General features: G+C 70.4%; 13 protein-coding genes. 7 read left to right on the forward strand and 6 right to left on the reverse strand.

The genetic code is table 11. The features are described from left to right. Window positions 1–6: 6 nt before the first annotated feature. On the forward strand, window positions 7–1,170 hold the full coding sequence (locus OV090_RS17430) for a hypothetical protein (RefSeq protein WP_267704823.1): 1,164 nt from the start codon (window positions 7–9) through the stop codon (window positions 1,168–1,170). 302 nt (window positions 1,171–1,472) lie between these two features. Then, complete coding sequence (locus tag OV090_RS17435) at window positions 1,473–2,684, forward strand: hypothetical protein (protein WP_267704824.1); 1,212 nt, start codon at window positions 1,473–1,475, stop codon at window positions 2,682–2,684. Window positions 2,685–2,711: 27 nt separating this feature from the next. Here the strand turns inward: OV090_RS17435 and OV090_RS17440 are convergent, their stop codons facing one another. The 4 genes from OV090_RS17440 to OV090_RS17455 form a co-directional block, all read right to left on the reverse strand. Then, a complete protein-coding gene (locus OV090_RS17440; protein ID WP_267704825.1) occupies window positions 2,712–3,308 on the reverse strand; it encodes an ADP-ribosylation factor-like protein in 597 nt (198 codons plus the stop codon). A 113-nt stretch (window positions 3,309–3,421) separates the two neighbouring features. Further along, complete coding sequence (locus tag OV090_RS17445) at window positions 3,422–4,033, reverse strand: TetR/AcrR family transcriptional regulator (protein ID WP_267704826.1); 612 nt, start codon at window positions 4,031–4,033, stop codon at window positions 3,422–3,424. 307 nt (window positions 4,034–4,340) lie between these two features. Beyond that, window positions 4,341–5,378, reverse strand: a complete 1,038-nt coding sequence (gene rtcA, locus OV090_RS17450; protein WP_267704827.1) for an RNA 3'-terminal phosphate cyclase — start codon at window positions 5,376–5,378, stop codon at window positions 4,341–4,343. A gap of 1 nt (window position 5,379) precedes the next feature. Then, entirely contained in the window at window positions 5,380–6,615 is a 1,236-nt protein-coding gene (locus OV090_RS17455) for an RtcB family protein (protein ID WP_267704828.1), read from the reverse strand. A 156-nt stretch (window positions 6,616–6,771) separates the two neighbouring features. On the opposite strand from OV090_RS17455, the gene rtcR reads away from it, so the two are divergent. The 3 genes from rtcR (at window position 6,772) to OV090_RS17470 (ending at window position 10,367) form a co-directional block, all read left to right on the forward strand. After that, window positions 6,772–8,373: an RNA repair transcriptional activator RtcR gene (gene rtcR / locus OV090_RS17460; protein ID WP_267704829.1), complete on the forward strand. Its 1,602-nt coding sequence runs from the start codon at window positions 6,772–6,774 to the stop codon at window positions 8,371–8,373. A 432-nt stretch (window positions 8,374–8,805) separates the two neighbouring features. Then, window positions 8,806–9,678: a hypothetical protein gene (locus OV090_RS17465; RefSeq protein WP_267704830.1), complete on the forward strand. Its 873-nt coding sequence runs from the start codon at window positions 8,806–8,808 to the stop codon at window positions 9,676–9,678. Window positions 9,679–9,800: 122 nt separating this feature from the next. Continuing rightward, window positions 9,801–10,367: a hypothetical protein gene (locus OV090_RS17470; RefSeq protein ID WP_267704831.1), complete on the forward strand. Its 567-nt coding sequence runs from the start codon at window positions 9,801–9,803 to the stop codon at window positions 10,365–10,367. Window positions 10,368–10,448: 81 nt separating this feature from the next. Here OV090_RS17470 and OV090_RS17475 read toward each other — a convergent pair whose 3' ends face one another. Both OV090_RS17475 and OV090_RS17480 read right to left on the reverse strand, forming a co-directional pair. After that, entirely contained in the window at window positions 10,449–11,597 is a 1,149-nt protein-coding gene (locus OV090_RS17475) for an elongation factor Tu (RefSeq protein ID WP_267704832.1), read from the reverse strand. Window positions 11,598–12,065: 468 nt separating this feature from the next. Beyond that, the gene (locus OV090_RS17480) at window positions 12,066–13,121 is read right to left on the reverse strand and encodes a hypothetical protein (protein ID WP_267704833.1); all 1,056 of its coding nucleotides are present in this window, start codon (window positions 13,119–13,121) and stop codon (window positions 12,066–12,068) included. A gap of 171 nt (window positions 13,122–13,292) precedes the next feature. Here OV090_RS17480 and OV090_RS50725 point away from each other — a divergent pair, with 171 nt between their 5' ends. Together OV090_RS50725 and OV090_RS17490 are read left to right on the forward strand one after the other, a co-directional pair. Next, the gene (locus OV090_RS50725; RefSeq protein WP_267704834.1) at window positions 13,293–14,903 is read left to right on the forward strand and encodes a HAMP domain-containing sensor histidine kinase; all 1,611 of its coding nucleotides are present in this window, start codon (window positions 13,293–13,295) and stop codon (window positions 14,901–14,903) included. Window positions 14,904–14,918: 15 nt separating this feature from the next. Beyond that, window positions 14,919–15,713 (forward strand): hypothetical protein, encoded by a 795-nt coding sequence (locus tag OV090_RS17490; RefSeq protein ID WP_267704835.1) that lies wholly within the window; start codon window positions 14,919–14,921, stop codon window positions 15,711–15,713. The last annotated feature ends 94 nt before the right edge of the window (window positions 15,714–15,807 follow it).

Genomic DNA, 15,807 nt, shown 5'->3' on the forward strand with positions numbered 1-15,807 from the left:
ATCGGCATGGCTCGCTCGATGTCGCATCGTGTCCACCTGTGGTTCGCGTGGGCGCTCGTGGTCGCGTGTACCGACAATGACGGACAGCGTGGGGAGCTCACGGACGGTGGACCACCGCTCGAGGGCCCGACCGCGGCGAGCCTGCCGCCGGGCATCTTCCTCACCGACGGAGAGGCCGGGGGCACCAGCGCGGGCGTGGACGACAAGCTCGACCTGCCCGCCGGCGACGACAGCAGCAGCGGCGACGACGGCCTCGGCCCGCGCGGCTGCGACAAGGTCGACTTCCTGTTCGTCATCGACAACTCCAACTCGATGGCCGACGAGCAGAGCAGTTTGATCGCCTCGTTCCCCGGCTTCATCGCCGCGATCGAGAATACCCTCGAGGCCGACGACTACCATATCATGGCGATCTCGACCGACGACGGTGACCCCGGCAACGGCGACGAGGACTGCGACTTTCAGCAGTGCATCTGCGCCCCCGCGCCGACCTGCTGCCAGGACGTGTGCGACACGATCTTCAAGGGCACGACCTGCAACGGCACCCCGTGCGACCAGGTCAGCATCGACGCCTGCGAGTTCCAGTACGGCAGCGGCCGTCAGTTCGATCAGTACGGCACCCGCTGCTCGATCGCCGACGATCGCCGCTACATGCTGCAGTCGCAGCCCGACATCGTCTCGACCTTCGCCTGCACCGCCGGCATCGGCGCGTTCGGCAGCGGCGACGAGCGGCCGATCCAGGCCGCGCTGGCCGCCCTCGGGGACGTGCAGAACGGCCCTGGCGGCTGCAACGAGGGCTTTCTGCGCGACGACGCGATCCTCGTGCTCGTCCTCATCACCGACGAGGAGGACGACAACATCGACGTGGGCGAGGGCTCGCCGGGCGAGCCGGCCGCGTGGTACGAGGCGGTGGTGGCCGCCAAGCGCGGCGTCCCGGACGCCGCGGTGGTCCTCGGCCTGGTCGGCGACAGCAACCTCCCTGGCGGCCTGTGCCCGCCCGTCTGGGACCCCGACGAGGACGGCGGCGAGGCGGCCCCGCGCCTGCAGTCGTTCGTCCAGATGTTCTCCGGCGGCGTGATCGGCAGCGTCTGCTCCACCGACTACACCCCGTTCTTCCTCGAGGCCGTCAGCGTCATCGACACCGCCTGCGACACCTTCGTCCCGGTCGGCTGAGCCGCGCCGCCGCGATCCTCGCCCCGCCCTCGCGCCGCGCGCCCCGCCGGCTCGAGGGCGGACGACGTCCCGCGACCGCCGCGCCGCGGGCGCGCGCGGCGGCCCTTATGATCATACCGCGCGCCGCTTCGACGATGATGGTCGTCACGCCTCATGACATTCGCAAAGATCCGCCCACCCGCCCGAATCAAGCCACAGAACGATGTTATTGAGGGTAACACCCTGTATGACGATTGCCGCCGCCGGTGACGGCACCCACGCGCCGGTCATCTGTTCGCACGGGCGGGGCTAAATAGTTGGACATGACTCGCACTACGAAGACCGTTCTTGGCGGGTGGCTGATGGTCGCTTCGGCCCTCACCGCCTGCGTCGACAAGGATACGCCAGGGGTGGACTCCGACACCGACACCACGGCGAGCGCCGTCACGGCCACGCCACCGGCGACCGGGGCCGTCGACACCGACGACGCGCCGGCCGACACCTCGTCGGACCAGCCCGACGACTCGGGGGGCGGCACCGGGGCTGCGAGCGCCGGCGGCTCGGACACCTCGACGCCGCCCGAGACGACCGGGCTCGACGGCACCACCGGCCTGGCCGCGACGGGCTGCCAGAAGGTCGACCTGCTGTTCGTCATCGACAACGACCTCACCATGAAGTCCGAGCAGGAGGGGCTCATCGCCGCGTTCCCGGCCTTCTACGACGGCATCAAGTCGACGCTCGGCATGCAGGACACGCATGTCATGGCCGTCGGCGCCGACGACGGCAAGGGGCTGTCCAACACCAGCCAGTGCCTGGGCGGCGGCAAGTGCTTCTGCGGTCCGGCCCCGGTGTGCTGCGCCAACACGTGCGAGGGCGGCAACGCCGAGACCTGCAACGGTGTCGCCTGCGCGGGCCTGCAGATCAGCGAGTGCGCCTCGCAGTACGGCGCCGGTCGCGACTACAGCAACGCGGGCAAGTTCTGCGAGATCGCCGACGGCCGCCGCTACATGCTCGACAGCCAGCCGGACATCCACGCCACGTTCGGCTGCACCGCCGCGGTCGGCCAGTACGAGGCGCAGACCGACAAGCGGCCGATGTTCGCCGCGACCGAGGCGGTCAGCGCCGCGATGAACGGCGCCGGCGGCTGTGACGAGGGCTTCCTGCGCAGCGACGCCCTGCTGGTCGTGGTGTTCGTGTCCGACAAGGACGACAGCAACGAGAACGGCGGCACCGGCTCGCCCGGCGGCCCGCAGGAGTGGTACGACGCGCTGGTCGCGGCCAAGGGCGGCAGCGCCGAGTCGGTCGTGGTGCTCGGCCTGGTCGGCGACGGCAACATGACCGGTGGCGGCTGCGCCCCCAACATGAGCCCCGACATGGAGGCCCTCGCCGGCGGCCCGGCGCCGCGCCTGCAGGAGTTCGTCAGCAAGTTCTCCCACGGCGCGATCGGCAGCATCTGCGCCGCCGACTACGCGCCGTTCTTCAGCAACGGCATCGCCCTCGTCGACCAGGCCTGCAACGCCTTCACCCCCGGCTGAAGCCCTCAGCCTCGATGCGGGCCGCCGTCACTGCCCGGCGGCCCGCGGCGCCTGCAGCGGCTCGATCGCCCGCCGCGTCACCGCGCGCAGCGTGTCGAACACCCCGTCCCCGCGGATGGCCACGGTCTCGAACTCCGGCCACCCCGCCGGGTTGAGCGCCGACCGCAGCTCCGCCAGCGGGAGCGCGGCCGGCGTGTCGCGCTTGTTGTACTGCATGACGTACGCGTCGCCGAGCTCGAGCCGGTTCTCGGCGACGTCGCGGCGCAGGTTGTCGAGGCTCTCGCAGTTGGCGTCCATGCGGTCCGCCTGCGAGTCGGCGACGAACACCACCCCGTCGGCCGAGCGCATCACCAGCTTGCGCGTGGCCGCGTAGTGGATCTGCCCCGGCACCGTGTACACGTGGACACGCAGGCGAAACCCGCCGATGGTCCCGAGCGTCAGCGGCATGAAGTCGAAGAACAGGGTCCGCTCGCTGTCAGTGTTGAGCTGCAGCAGCGCCCCGCGCCGCGACGGATCGGTCCTGAGGTGGATCCACTTCGCGTTCTCGGTCTTGCCCGACAGACCTGGCCCGTAATACACGAGCTTCAGGTTGATCTCCTTGGCCGCGTAATTCACAAACGGCATGATCACCCTCCTCCGGGCCTTCCCCGGACGAACTTCAGTTTTCAACGCGACGACGACTACATGTCTCTCGGGCCATATCGACCCGAAAGCTTCGACCGCCTAGCGGCCTTCGCTCAAGCGACCAGCACGGACAGGCCGACGTCCACCATCTGCCGCAGCGCCGCGCGCCCCGCTCCCGCGCGGCTCATGACGCCGAGCCCGTAGAGCGTGTTGACCAGGTGACGGGCCAGCGCCCGCGGCTCGCTGCCGGCCCGCAGCTCTCCGGCCTCGTGAGCGCGCGCCAGCGCGGCGTGCAGGGCGTCCTCGACGCGCCCGAAGTAGGCCCGCACGACCGCCTGGATCTCCGGGTCCGTGTGGCCGACCTCGATCGCAGTGTTCGCCATCAAGCACGAGCCGCGGTCGCGGTCGAGCACGACCTCGGCCAGGAACAGCTCGAAGAACCCGCGGATCGCCACCAGCGCCGTCAGCGGCCGCTCGATCGGCCGGCTCCACCCGGTCCGCGTCAGCGTGTCGAGCATGCCCTCGACCGCGAGCGCCTCGTAGCGGGCCAGCACCTTCAAGAAGAGCGAACGCTTGTCGCCGAAGGTGTCGTAGAGGCTCTGCCGCGAGATATCCATGTGATCGAGCAGGTCTCGCAGCGAGGTACCCTCGTAGCCGCGGCGCCAGAACAGATCGAGCGCGCGATCGAGCGCCGCTTCGGGTTCGAACTCCTTGATGCGAGGCATCTCGTGTAAGTGCTGGTAGTAGGCCCGCGGGCGGGGCCGTTCTTGAGCGTAGAAATTCTGGACCACCCAGTCAAGATAGTGGTACCAGACCAGTCGGTCAAGAAAAATTGCGGCGCAGCAGGCCCTGCGCCCGCGCTCACGAGGTGGCCGAAGGCCGATCTCGTGGGGCTCGGCGGAGCCATGTCCGCATGGACATGGCCTCTTCGACATGCTCTTTACGCCCTGGCCGATCGGACAGATGGTGCGTCACTGCCGCGTGCATCTCTTCGCGCTCGACGCTGCCGAGCACGAAGCGGCGCGCCACGCCTCAGCGGGCGCCGACCGTCACGCGGCGGGTGTCGCCGGGCGCGTCGATCACCTCGAACTTGACCGGCAGGAAGCGCCCGACGACCTCCATGTTCGTCAGCGTGTGCTGCGTCAACGCGTGCGAGCGGAAGCTGCCGCCGCCGGCGAGGGCCAGCGGGATGAGCAGTTGGTCGGCGAGGTGCGGGCCGACGGGCGCGTCGGAGCCGAGGTGTTCGCCGAGCTCCTTGACCACGCGCGCGGCGACCTGCTCGGCGGAGATCCGCTTCTCGCCGAACGCGGAGAACAGCTCGCTGCCGTGTTCGAACTCGACGGACAGCAGCAGCGCGTTGCCGGGCCCGGCGCTCTCGACCTCGATCGCGCGCAGCTCGGAGCGCTCCCATCCGAGCAGGTTCTGCACCGCCCGCAGCTCGCGGTCGGCGATCGACTTCGGCAGGTTGGCGTAGATCGCCCGCGCCTGGCGGCGCACGACCTGGCCGCGCTCGTGCCACTGCAGCGGCTGCAGCGGCTCGCCGCCGGTGACCTTGGCGGTGAAGCGGCCGCCGCCGGCCGGATAGAAGCCGACGCGCTCGAGGTTCGCCTGCACCTGCGCGCCCATGCGGCGCAGCAGCGGCAGGAACACCTCGGCGATGAACTCGAACGGCGGCGCCATCGGGTTGTGCGTCCCGCCCTCGAAGCTCAGCGTCGACGTGCCCGGCGCGTGCAGCAGCGGCCAGATCACCGTCTGCAGCACCAGCGTCACGCTGCCGGCGCTGCCGACCGAGAACGCGTACTCGCCGTGCTTGACCGGACCTGGCTGAAAGACCAGCTCTTGCGAGCCGAGCGCGTCGCCCTGGACCTTGGCCGCGCCGACGCTGGTGGCCGCGCGCACGGCCGTGAGGTGCTGGCGGAGCAGCCCCGGCTTGTGCCGGCGCGCCCGCAGCTTGATCAGGTGGAAGGGCCGCCCCGTGATGAGCGACAGGGCCAGCGAGGTGCGGAGGATCTGGCCGCCGCCCTCGCCCTCCGAGCCGTCGATCACGATCGCGTCCTTCGGCGCCTGCATCCTATCCCTTCACGCAGACGACCTGGCGCAGGGTGTGGACGACCTCGACCAGGTCGCGCTGCGCCTCCATCACCGCGTCGATGTCCTTGTACGCCATCGGCGTCTCGTCGATCACGTCCTCGTCCTTGCGGCACTCGACGCCGGCGGTCGCCTTGCGGTGGTCGGCCACCGTGAACCGCTTGCGCGCCTCGGTCCGCGACATCGCCCGCCCCGCCCCGTGGCTGCACGAGTGGAAGCTCTCGGCGTTGCCCTTGCCGCGGACGATGTACGAGCGGGTCCCCATGCTGCCCGGGATGATCCCCAGGTCGCCCGTGCGGGCCCGCACCGCCCCCTTGCGGGTCACGAGCACGTCCTTGCCGTAGTGGTGCTCGCGCGCGACGTAGTTGTGGTGGCAGTTGACCGCCGTCGCCCCGAAGGTGAACGGAGGAATGCCCTTGCAGCCGGCGACCGCCTTGATCGTCGCCTGCATCATCAGCTCGCGGTTGTGCCGCGCGAAGTCCTGGGCCCACTCGACCGCCTCGACGTAGTCGTCGAAGTACTTGGTACCTTCGGACAGGTACGCCAGGTTGTGGTCGGGCAGGTTCACGAACCACCGCTTCATCTCCTCCTTGGCGAGGGCGATGAAGTGCGAGCCGATGCGGTTCCCGACCCCGCGCGAGCCCGAGTGGAGCATGAACCACACCTGGTCGCGCTCGTCGAGGCAGACCTCGATGAAGTGGTTGCCGGTCCCGAGCGTACCGAGGTGGACCGCAGTGTTGCTCTTCTCGATCGCCTTGTGCTTGTCGACGATCGCCTCGAAGCGCGACTCCAGCTGCTTCCACACCGTCGCCACCGGCGCCGGCGGCGAATGCCACGCGCCCTTGTCGCGACCGTGGTTGGTGGTGCGGCCGTGCGGCACGGCCTTCTCGATCGCCGAACGCACCTCGCTCAAGTTGTCCGGCAGGTCCGACGCCTTGAGGCTCGTCTCGACCGCCATCATCCCGCAGCCGATGTCGACGCCCACGGCCGCCGGGATCACCGCGCCGACGGTCGGGACCACGCTGCCGACCGTCGCGCCGATGCCGAGGTGGACATCGGGCATCGCCGCCACCCAGCGGTGGATGAACGGCATCTGCGCGATCCGCTCGAGCTGCGCGATCGCGTCCTCTTCGACCTGCACCCCGCGAGTCCAGCGCTTGATCGGGACCCCGCCCTTGGGTTGATGGACCTCGTAGTTTTGCGCGTCACGGTTGGACATCGGCGTTCTCCTGAAGCCCGGTATCGCAGAGAACGTGCCTGGCGGCCGTGACTCAGGGATTAACGAGATATTTTCAAGATCTTACCGAAGCCCCCCGAGGGTTGGCCAGCACAATTTTCTATCCGAATCTATAACTTTTGATAGATTGGGCGCCTTATGCGGAGGCCCACCGTCGTCCTGGGGATCCTCGGCTCCCAGATGGATATCGGCGGCCGCAACCGCTGGGACCGCTGGCGGCCCACCGTCGACCTCTGCCGGCACGACGACCTCATCGTCGACCGACTCGAGCTCATCCATGGCAACGCCCACGCCGAGCTGGCCGAGGCGGTCACCGCCGACATCGCCCAGGTCTCACCGGAGACGCGGGTGCGCCTGCACACCCTCGATTTCGCCGATCCGTGGGCCTTCGAGGAGGTGTACGCCGGCCTCCTCGACTTCGTGCGGGCCTACCCGTTCCGCCCGGACGACGAGGACTACCTGGTGCACATCACCACCGGTACGCACGTGCAGCAGATCTGCCTGTTCCTGCTGACCGAGTCGCGCTACCTGCCCGGCCGCTTGCTGCAGACGATCCCCCCGGCCCGCCGCGACCAGGGCGACCCGGGCGGCCACGCGATCATCGACCTCGACCTCGCCCGCTACGCCCCGATCGCCGAGCGCTTCGCCGAGGACGCCCGCGCCGGCGAGTCCTTCCTGAAGGCCGGGATCGCCACCCGCAACGCGGCCTTCAACGAGCTCATCACCCAGATCGAGCAAGTCGCCGGGGTGACGCGCGCGCCGATCCTCCTGACGGGCCCGACCGGCGCCGGCAAGACCCGCCTGGCCCGCAAGATCTTCGAGCTCAAGCAGAACCGCCACCAGATCCGCGGCACGTTCGTCGAGCTCAACTGCGCCACCCTGCGCGGCGACGCGGCGATGTCGGCGCTGTTCGGCCACGTCCGCGGCGCCTTCACCGGCGCCGTCCGCGACCGCGCCGGCGTGCTGAAGATGGCCGACGGCGGCCTCCTCTTCCTCGACGAGATCGGCGAGCTCGGCCTCGACGAGCAGGCCATGCTGCTGCGCGCGATCGAGGACCGCGTGTTCCTCCCGGTCGGCAGCGACCGCGAAGTCCGCAGCGAGTTCCAGCTGGTCGCGGGCACCAACCGCGACCTGCGGGCCGACGTGGTCGCCGGCCGCTTCCGCGAGGACCTGCTGGCCCGCATCGACCTGTGGTCGTTCCGCCTGCCCGGCCTGCGCGAGCGTCGCGAGGACATCGAGCCCAACCTCGACTACGAGCTCGAGCGCTGGTCGCAACGACATGGCCGAAAGGCCAGCTTCTACGGCCAGGCGCGGACCGCGTTCATAAAATTCGCCACCACCGCCGACGCCGTATGGTCGGGCAACTTCCGCGACCTCGCCGCCGCGATCGAGCGCATGGCCACGCTCGCGCCGGGCGGCCGGATCGCCGTGCGCGAGGTCGAGGCGGAGATCGCCCGCCTGCGCGCCGCGTGGTCGAGCACGCCGGTCAACACCGGTGACGATCTGCTCACGCGCCTGCTCGGCCGCGAACGCCTCGCCGAGGTCGACCCCTTCGACCGCGTCCAGCTGGCCGAGGTCGTGCGCGTCTGCGCGGCCGCCCGCAGCCTGTCCGACGCCGGCCGGACCCTGTTCGCCGCCTCGCGCCTGCGCAAGCGCTCGAGCAACGACGCCGACCGCCTGAGAAAATACCTGCAGCGCTTCGACCTCGAGTGGGCCGACATCCATCCCGAGGACGCGTAGCTAGCCTTCGCGCCCGCCGAGGGTCGCTCCACGTCGTCGTGCTTCGCCACAGCGAGCGCCACTTCTTTCGACTGCCCCTCGGGACATGTCAATCACGCGGCCGCTCGCAGCCACCTTGCCTTTGGAACAGGTCAACCTCGGCCCCCGAAGCCGAGCTTCGGACACGTCAGCCCTCGCGCGGCCGCTCGCGGTCACCCTGCCTTTGGAGCAGAGTCTGCTCCGAGGCCGACCTTCGGACACGTCAGCCCTCGCGCAACCGCTCGCAGCCACCTTGCCTTTGGAGCAGGTCATCGCCGTCCCCGAGGCCGATTCCCGCCGACCGCGACGCTGTCGGCTCCCCCAGACCATCCTCCCCGCGCAAACTCGCCCCCGTCCCGCCGGTGTAAGCCCCGCCGTCCGGCCGCGTTCTGGTCGCGCAACCGGACGAACGCCATGCCCCGCTCCACCGTCGTCGCCTCGCTCCTCCTCGCCTCCGTCGCCGCCCTCGCCGCTTGCACCAAACACCCCGGCGTGGCTCACCTGAACGCCCCCGAGTCGGCCGGCTACACGCCCGCTAGCGATCCCCAGTTCCGGCTCTCCGACACTGCCGACGAGGCCGCGCCGATGGCCCCGGGCGGCGGCGAAGCGAGCGTGAGCGGCAAGCTCGCCGAGCGCGAGCGCTCGCGCGGCCTCGGCACTGCTTACGGCGAGCAGCGCTCGAGCTCGGTGCGTGGCACCCGGTTCGAGCGCGCCGACGCCTACAACCCCGATCTGGTGCTCAGCCTGCGCTACAACGACGCCGCGGGGGTGCAGCAGATCGCCCAGCACAAGACAGGCTCGCCCCACCTGTTCCCGGCGATCCAGCAGAGCGACGCAGTGAGCGTCACGCTGCGCGACGAGTACGGCGCGCCGCTGTCGGCCGCGCAGGTCGGCGGTGATGTCTACGCGGTCGGAGAGATCGGCACGCGCTACACCATCGGCGTCGAGAATCACACCGCCCAGCGCGTCGAGGTCGTCGCCTCGGTCGACGGCCTCGACGTCCTCGACGGCGGCGAGGCCGACTTCCACAAGCGCGGCTACGTCGTCGCTCCGTACACCAGCTTCGCCATCGAGGGCTGGCGGACCTCCGACGACACCGTCGCCGCCTTCCGCTTCAGCGACACCGACAGCGGCTACGCCGCGCAGATGGGCAAGCCGCGCAACATCGGCGTCATCGGCGTCGCCTTCTTCCGCGAGGCCGGCCACGACGACCTGCTCCGCCGCGACACCGCCGACCCGTTCCCCAACCGCTACGCGCCGCCGCCGCCGGCTCACCGCGGCTACTGACGTGCGACCTCGACGCGCGACCGCGAGGCGCGCGTCCCCTTTTTAAAGTTTAAAAAAAGATTCTCGTCGCGTGTAACAGCGACGCCGGGCCGGGGACTTCAGCAGCGAAGGACGCACGCTTCATGCTGATCCGCTCCCTGCCCCTCGTACTGCTCACTGCCCTCTCGCTCGGCTCCGCCGGCTGTGACATCGATCTGAACGGCTCTGTGTTCGATCGCGACGGCGACGGCATCAACGATCCCGAAGACAAGGACGACGACAACGACGGCGTCGACGACGACCAGGACGACGACGACGACGACGACGGCATCGACGACCAGGATGACGACGACGACAAGGACGACGTCGACGACGACGGCATCGACGACAACGAGGATGACGACGACGACAACGACGGCACCCCGGACGACCAGGACGACGACGCCGACGACGACGCCGACGACGGCGACGCCGACGACGCCGAAGACGCCGACGACACCGACGCCGACGACGACGCCGACGACGGCGACGATGACGGCACTCCCGAGGACGAGGACGAGGGCGAGGACGAGCCCCCGCACCCCGAGGACGAGCCCCCGCACCCCGAGGACGAGGACGAGGACGAGCCCCCGCACCCCGAAGAAGGGAACGAGGACGAGGCACCGCACCCCGAGGACGAGGGCGACAGCGAGGCCGAGGACGCCCTCTGATCCCGCGAACGCCTCCTCGTAAAAAAAGAGCGCCGGCCGGTTCCACGAACCGGCCGACGCTCTTTTCTTTTCAGGATCGGCTCACTCGGCAGCCAGGACCACGCCTGCGCCCACCGTCTTGCCGCCCTCGCGGATGGCGAACTTCATGCCCGGCTCGAACGCTACCGGCTTGCCGAGCTTGAAGCGCACCGTCGCGCGGTCGCCCGGGGTCACCGAGCCGAGCGCCCCGACGTCGAGGATCGCCGTCGAGTCGCACGCGCCGAAGAAGAACTGCGGCGCGTAGCCGGTGCCGAAGCCCGTGTGGCGGCCGCCCTCCTTTTCGGTGAGCGTGAAGATCTCCGCCGTCCCGGCCGAGTGGGGCCGCATCGAGTCGGGCGCGATCACCACTTGCCCGCGCTCGACCTGGTCGCGGTCCACCCCGCGCAGCAGCATCCCGACGTTCAGCCCCGCGCGGGCCTCCGGGATGTTCTTGTGGAACATCTGGATCCCCGTCACCACCGCCTCGAGCGGGCGCCCGTCGACGCGGCCGACCACCTGGATCGTCGCCCCGGTGCTCAGCGTCCCGCGCTCGACGCGGCCGGTCACCACCGTACCGCGGCCGGCGATCGTGCAGACCCCTTCGATCGGCATGAGGAACGGCCCCGCGACATCGCGCTCGGGCAGGGTCATGCGGTCGAGCTCGGCGAGCAGCGCGAGGATCGATCGCTCGTCCTCGCCCCGCAGCGCCTGCAGGGCCGACCCGCGCACGAACGGGATGCCGTGGTACCCCTGGCGCTCGAGCATCTCGTTGACCTCGAGCTCGACCAGCTCGAGCATCTCGGGGTCGGCGACGTCGACCTTGTTGAGGAACACGACCATCTGCTTCACCCCCACCTGGCGGGCCAGGAGGATGTGCTCACGGGTCTGCGGCTGCGGCCCCTGGCTGGCGTCCACCAGCAGGATCGCCGCGTCCATCTGCGAGGCCCCCGTGATCATGTTCTTGACGTAGTCGGCGTGCCCGGGGCAGTCGATGTGCGCGTAGTGGCGGCCCTCCGTCTCGTACTCGACGTGTGCGGCGTTGATCGTGATCCCGCGCTCCCGCTCCTCGGGCGCGTTGTCGATGTCCTCGAAGGCCCGCGCCTTCGAGCCGAAGTGCGCGGCGCAGACGCGGGTCAGCGCCGCCGTGAGGGTGGTCTTGCCGTGATCGACGTGGCCGATCGTCCCGCAATTCAGGTGGGGCTTGATGCTCATGACATACTCACATCTTCTCCTGGTCTCCCAGGCACTACGCAATGAGATCCCTCGGGAGTTGCACCCGATGGTCTCGTCAGGCCAATGCGCCGCATGTCCCTTCGGACATACGCAGCAATGGCAACAATGCGAGGTCCCGGCGCAGCACCGCCGATCGTCAGCGCGATCGCGGCCTACGCCGGGCCTCGGCGCTCAGGCGCCGAAAGCCTCGCAGACCGGGTCTACCACCCGGTCAAAGCACGTCCTGCAGCTCGCCCGGAGCCGCCGCCTCAGGCGCACAACAAATCCAGGAGCTGCGGCTGCGAGAGCGCGAGCTGCGACTGGAGCATGTTGGTGGCGCGAAGCATGACGGGCTGGGAATAACACGACCCCGCCGCCTCGTCAACTATCATCATTTCACGATTCGACGACCGCATCACGCGGTCGTCCGAGCGCGATTGTCGACACCGGCGCGCGGGCCGGCGCCGGTCAGAAGCGCATGCCGCCGCCGAACATCACTCCGCCGCCGAACGTGGGCGCGGCGCCGAAGTTGACGCCGTGCTTGCGCATCTTGGCCATCCCCGGCGTCTCGCGGTGGACGAACATCAACGTGGTGAAGGCGATCGTCGAGGCGAGGGCGATGCCGCCGAGCACGAGCATGCCGGTGGTCGCCTTGGCCATGTTCTCGCCGCGGGTGCACTGGTTGGCGACCGCGGCGTTGGTCACGCCGTCGCCGAGCGGCGCGCGGGCGTTGCGACAGATGTCTTCGCCCTCGCCGTAGCGCACGTCGTCGTCGGTGCTCTTGTTGTCGTACGAGTCCTCGGCGAGCTGCAGCATCTTCTTGAAGACCGGCCCGTTCGGCTTGCGCCACGCCATGAACAGGCCGATGCCCGCGCCGAACGCCAGCACCGCGACGGTCGCCGACGCCGCCAGGCCGGCCTTCTTCCACTTCGGCTGGTCCTTGTAGCGGCCCCACACCAGCTTCGACTTGCCCGCCTCCGGCTGCGGCTCCGGCTCCGGCTCCGTCTCCGCCGGCACCGGCTCCGCGGTCTTCTCGGCCCCGAGCACCCGGCCGACCAGGTCCTTCGCGGTCGCCTGCACCTGCCCCGCCTCGAGCGCCGACGCCGGGTACTCCGCGGTCACCGACTCCTTCACGCTCGCCCCGCCGACGTCGAGCAGGTGCAGCTGCACCACGTACCCCCCGCCGCTCTTCGCCAGCGACCCGTAAACCATGTTGTCGACGCCGAGCGTGCGCCCGCCCTCGGCCAGACACTTCGGCGACGGCGGCTCGTCGCAGCCCATCGTCAGCTTCAGCTCCGACAGCGACATGTCGCGCCCGCCGCCGACCCCGCGGGCCGCGAACTCCGACTGCAGCGCCTTCGTCAGCGCCACCGCCTTGGCGGGATCGTCGCCCTCGAGCGTGAGGACCGAGCCCTTGCCCGCCACCGGCGCGGCGGCCGCGGTCGTGGGCAGGCTGAGCGACAGGGCGAGCGCCAGCGACAGGGCGGTCGCAGGCGGGGACAGTCGGCGCGGGCGGGGCGACATCGGGGCCCAAACGTCGCACGGGATGCGCCGCCAGGGAAGAGGCCCGCGTCATCAGGCCCCTGCGGACGGCCGCGACCGCCGGAGCGCGCGCACGGTTTTTCTCACCGACCCGGGCCGTACCGCGACCTTGCCGGTTTTGCCGGCCGCGCCGACACGGCATCATCGCCGCGCGTGCCGCCCGGGCTCCCCCCACCGCCAGCTCCGCCTCTGCGCCTGCGCCACAGCCTCGCCGTGCGGATCACCGCGCTCGTGGTCCTCGTGGTCATCACCAGCGGCGTCACCTCGCTGCTCATCATCCGCGAGCTGCGCGCCCTCAAGGTCAGCTTCGACCTCCTGACCATCATCTACGTCAAGTTCAACCAGGATCTCACCACCGCCTATCGCCAGTCGGTCCGCATCACCACGCACGCTCGGGAGCGCCGCGGCAGCGAAGCCCAGCGCCTCAGCGGCGGCCTCGAGGCCACCCTGGCCGAGGCCTTCGAGACGCGCGCCGAACAGGTCCAGCAGGCCCGCTCGGTGCTCGACAGCGCGATCGCCCACCCCGAGCGGCTCGGCGGCGAGGAGGCCGTCCGCACGCTCCGCGAGTTCCGCGAGGTCCTGAGCCGCCTCGAGGACCTGGCCGCCGCGGCCGCCAATCTGAAGCCGGCCGAGGCGCTGGCCGACGTGCGCAGCGAGAACGAGATCACCGAGCTGTTCCGCCGCCTCGACGAGCAGGTCTCGCGCGCGATCATCGACCTCCAGATCCAGGTCAGCGAGCGCGAGCGCGAAACCGAGCGGACCATCGCCCTGCTGGCCGCCGCCACCGCAGTCATGGCCCTCCTGGCCGCGCTCGGCGTGATCTGGACCCTGCGGCCGCTGCGGCGGCTGGCGGCCAGCGTGCGCCAGCTCGGCGAGGGTGACTGGGCCCAGCGGGTGGCCGCCCCCGGGGCCCTGCGCGGCGACGAGGTCGGCCGCCTCGCGCTCGAGTTCAACCACATGGCCGAAGCGCTGCAGGAGCGCGAGCGCCGGCTGATCCGCGGCGAGCGCCTGGCGGCCGTGGGCCAGCTGGCGGCCCAGGTGACGCACGAGATCCGCAACCCGCTGTCGAGCGTGGCCCTCAACGTCGAGCTGCTCGACGACGAGATCGCCTCGGCCAGCCCCGAGGCGCAACAACTCCTGCGCAAGATCACCGCGGAGATCGATCGCCTCACCGCGATCACGGAGGACTACCTGGGCCTGGCCCGACGCAAGCCGCCGGAGCGCGTGCCGACCGACCTCGCGGCCGAGCTCCACAGCTTGCTCGACTTCATGGCCGAGGAGCTGGGCAGCGCCGGCGTCGAGGTCGAGGTCGACGCTCCCGGGCCCGCGTGGGTGCTGGGCGACGCGGGCCAGCTGCGGCAGCTGTTCATGAACCTGCTGCGCAACGCCCGGGAGGCGCTGGTCGGCAATCGCGGCGGGGCCGCCGACGACGTGAGCGACCTCGGCGATCTCTCCTCGGACCTCGCGCGGACCCCGAAGATCGCCGTGCGCCTGCGCCAGGGCGCGGGCGTGGTGCGCGTCAGCGTCGAGGACAACGGCCCCGGCCTGCCGGTCGCCGACGTCGACAAGGTGTTCGAGGCCTTCTTCACGGCCAAGCCGCAGGGCACCGGCCTCGGGCTGTCGATCGTCCAGCAGTTGGTCCAGGACCACGAAGGCAGCGTCCGCGTGGCTTCGACCGGGCCCACGGGCACCGCCTTCGAGGTCCAGATCCCGGCTTGCGCTCCTCCGCCCCCCTCCGTATCCTCGGCGGGCGTACCCGTCTAAGGCCGCACACCGCTCATGCCCATCCGCTCGCTCGTCGCCTCCGCCCTGTTCGCCGTGGTCGCCTCGCTCGGCTGCAACTTCATCATGAACCCCGACGGCGACGGCGTGTTCCGCTGCGACAACCCGGACGACTGCGACGTCCCGCTGCAGGACGCGCTGGCCGACAGGCGCGGGCAGTCGCGCTGTGCGGCGGCCGGCGGCGGCGGCGGCGGCTTCACCCAGAGCCAGGACAACAAGGTCTGCAGCGTCCTCGACAAGGAGGACGTGAGCTGCAACCCGGCGCCCTACGCCAACGACGACAGCGTCCCGGTGGCCAAGGCCTACAACGACGCGCTCGACGAGACCGGCGCTTACTCGTGCGCTCAGGAGCTGTACGGCAGCGCCGGCTGCCCGCCCAACGGCAGCGCCTGCAACGAGGGCCTCGAGGTCCGCACCTACGAGACCCTGAGCGGCGACGCCGACAACCCCGAGGCGACCGAGGTCCGCGTGTGCGCGCCGAAGGGCGTCGCCGCGGTCGCCGGCAACAGCGCGGTGCGCGGCTTCGACGTGCTCGACCAGCACTGCCGCTCGTACTTCTGCGACGACGCGTTCGTGTGCAACCGCGGCAACGGCTCCAGCAGCGGCTGGCGCTGCGTCCGCTGCGACCCCGACAAGGCCTACGGCAACGGCGGCTGCGGCACCATGTACCTGCAGGGCGCCCCCTCGACGGTCTACACCGACGACCTCGGCGGCGACGCCTGCGACGACGTGGCCTCGGCCGACAAGACCGAGTTCGGCCCCGTCGTCCCCGCCCCGGTCCTGAACCCGTAGCCCCGGAGCTCCGGCCGAGCGCCGAGCCTCGCGCCCGCATCCGCGGGCGCTATCCGCGGTCAGGGTCGAGGCATGCCCTTTCGGACATGTCCCT

It is taken from the genome of Nannocystis sp. RBIL2, from assembly GCF_026626745.1.
GTDB lineage: Bacteria > Myxococcota_A > Polyangia > Nannocystales > Nannocystaceae > Nannocystis.

What these genes read in the sequence shown, in the direction of transcription:
- rtcA (WP_267704827.1), bottom strand. Translation starts at nt 5,378, where the DNA reads ATGCAGGCGCCGAAGGACGCGATCGTGATCGACGGCTCGGAGGGCGAG.
- OV090_RS17430 (WP_267704823.1), top strand. Translation starts at nt 7, where the DNA reads ATGGCTCGCTCGATGTCGCATCGTGTCCACCTGTGGTTCGCGTGGGCG.
- OV090_RS17445 (WP_267704826.1), bottom strand. Translation starts at nt 4,033, where the DNA reads ATGCCTCGCATCAAGGAGTTCGAACCCGAAGCGGCGCTCGATCGCGCG.
- OV090_RS17465 (WP_267704830.1), top strand. Translation starts at nt 8,806, where the DNA reads ATGCCCCGCTCCACCGTCGTCGCCTCGCTCCTCCTCGCCTCCGTCGCC.
- OV090_RS17490 (WP_267704835.1), top strand. Translation starts at nt 14,919, where the DNA reads ATGCCCATCCGCTCGCTCGTCGCCTCCGCCCTGTTCGCCGTGGTCGCC.
- OV090_RS17475 (WP_267704832.1), bottom strand. Translation starts at nt 11,597, where the DNA reads ATGAGCATCAAGCCCCACCTGAATTGCGGGACGATCGGCCACGTCGAT.
- OV090_RS17480 (WP_267704833.1), bottom strand. Translation starts at nt 13,121, where the DNA reads ATGTCGCCCCGCCCGCGCCGACTGTCCCCGCCTGCGACCGCCCTGTCG.
- OV090_RS17455 (WP_267704828.1), bottom strand. Translation starts at nt 6,615, where the DNA reads ATGTCCAACCGTGACGCGCAAAACTACGAGGTCCATCAACCCAAGGGC.
- OV090_RS17440 (WP_267704825.1), bottom strand. Translation starts at nt 3,308, where the DNA reads ATGCCGTTTGTGAATTACGCGGCCAAGGAGATCAACCTGAAGCTCGTG.
- rtcR (WP_267704829.1), top strand. Translation starts at nt 6,772, where the DNA reads ATGCGGAGGCCCACCGTCGTCCTGGGGATCCTCGGCTCCCAGATGGAT.
- OV090_RS17470 (WP_267704831.1), top strand. Translation starts at nt 9,801, where the DNA reads ATGCTGATCCGCTCCCTGCCCCTCGTACTGCTCACTGCCCTCTCGCTC.
- OV090_RS17435 (WP_267704824.1), top strand. Translation starts at nt 1,473, where the DNA reads ATGACTCGCACTACGAAGACCGTTCTTGGCGGGTGGCTGATGGTCGCT.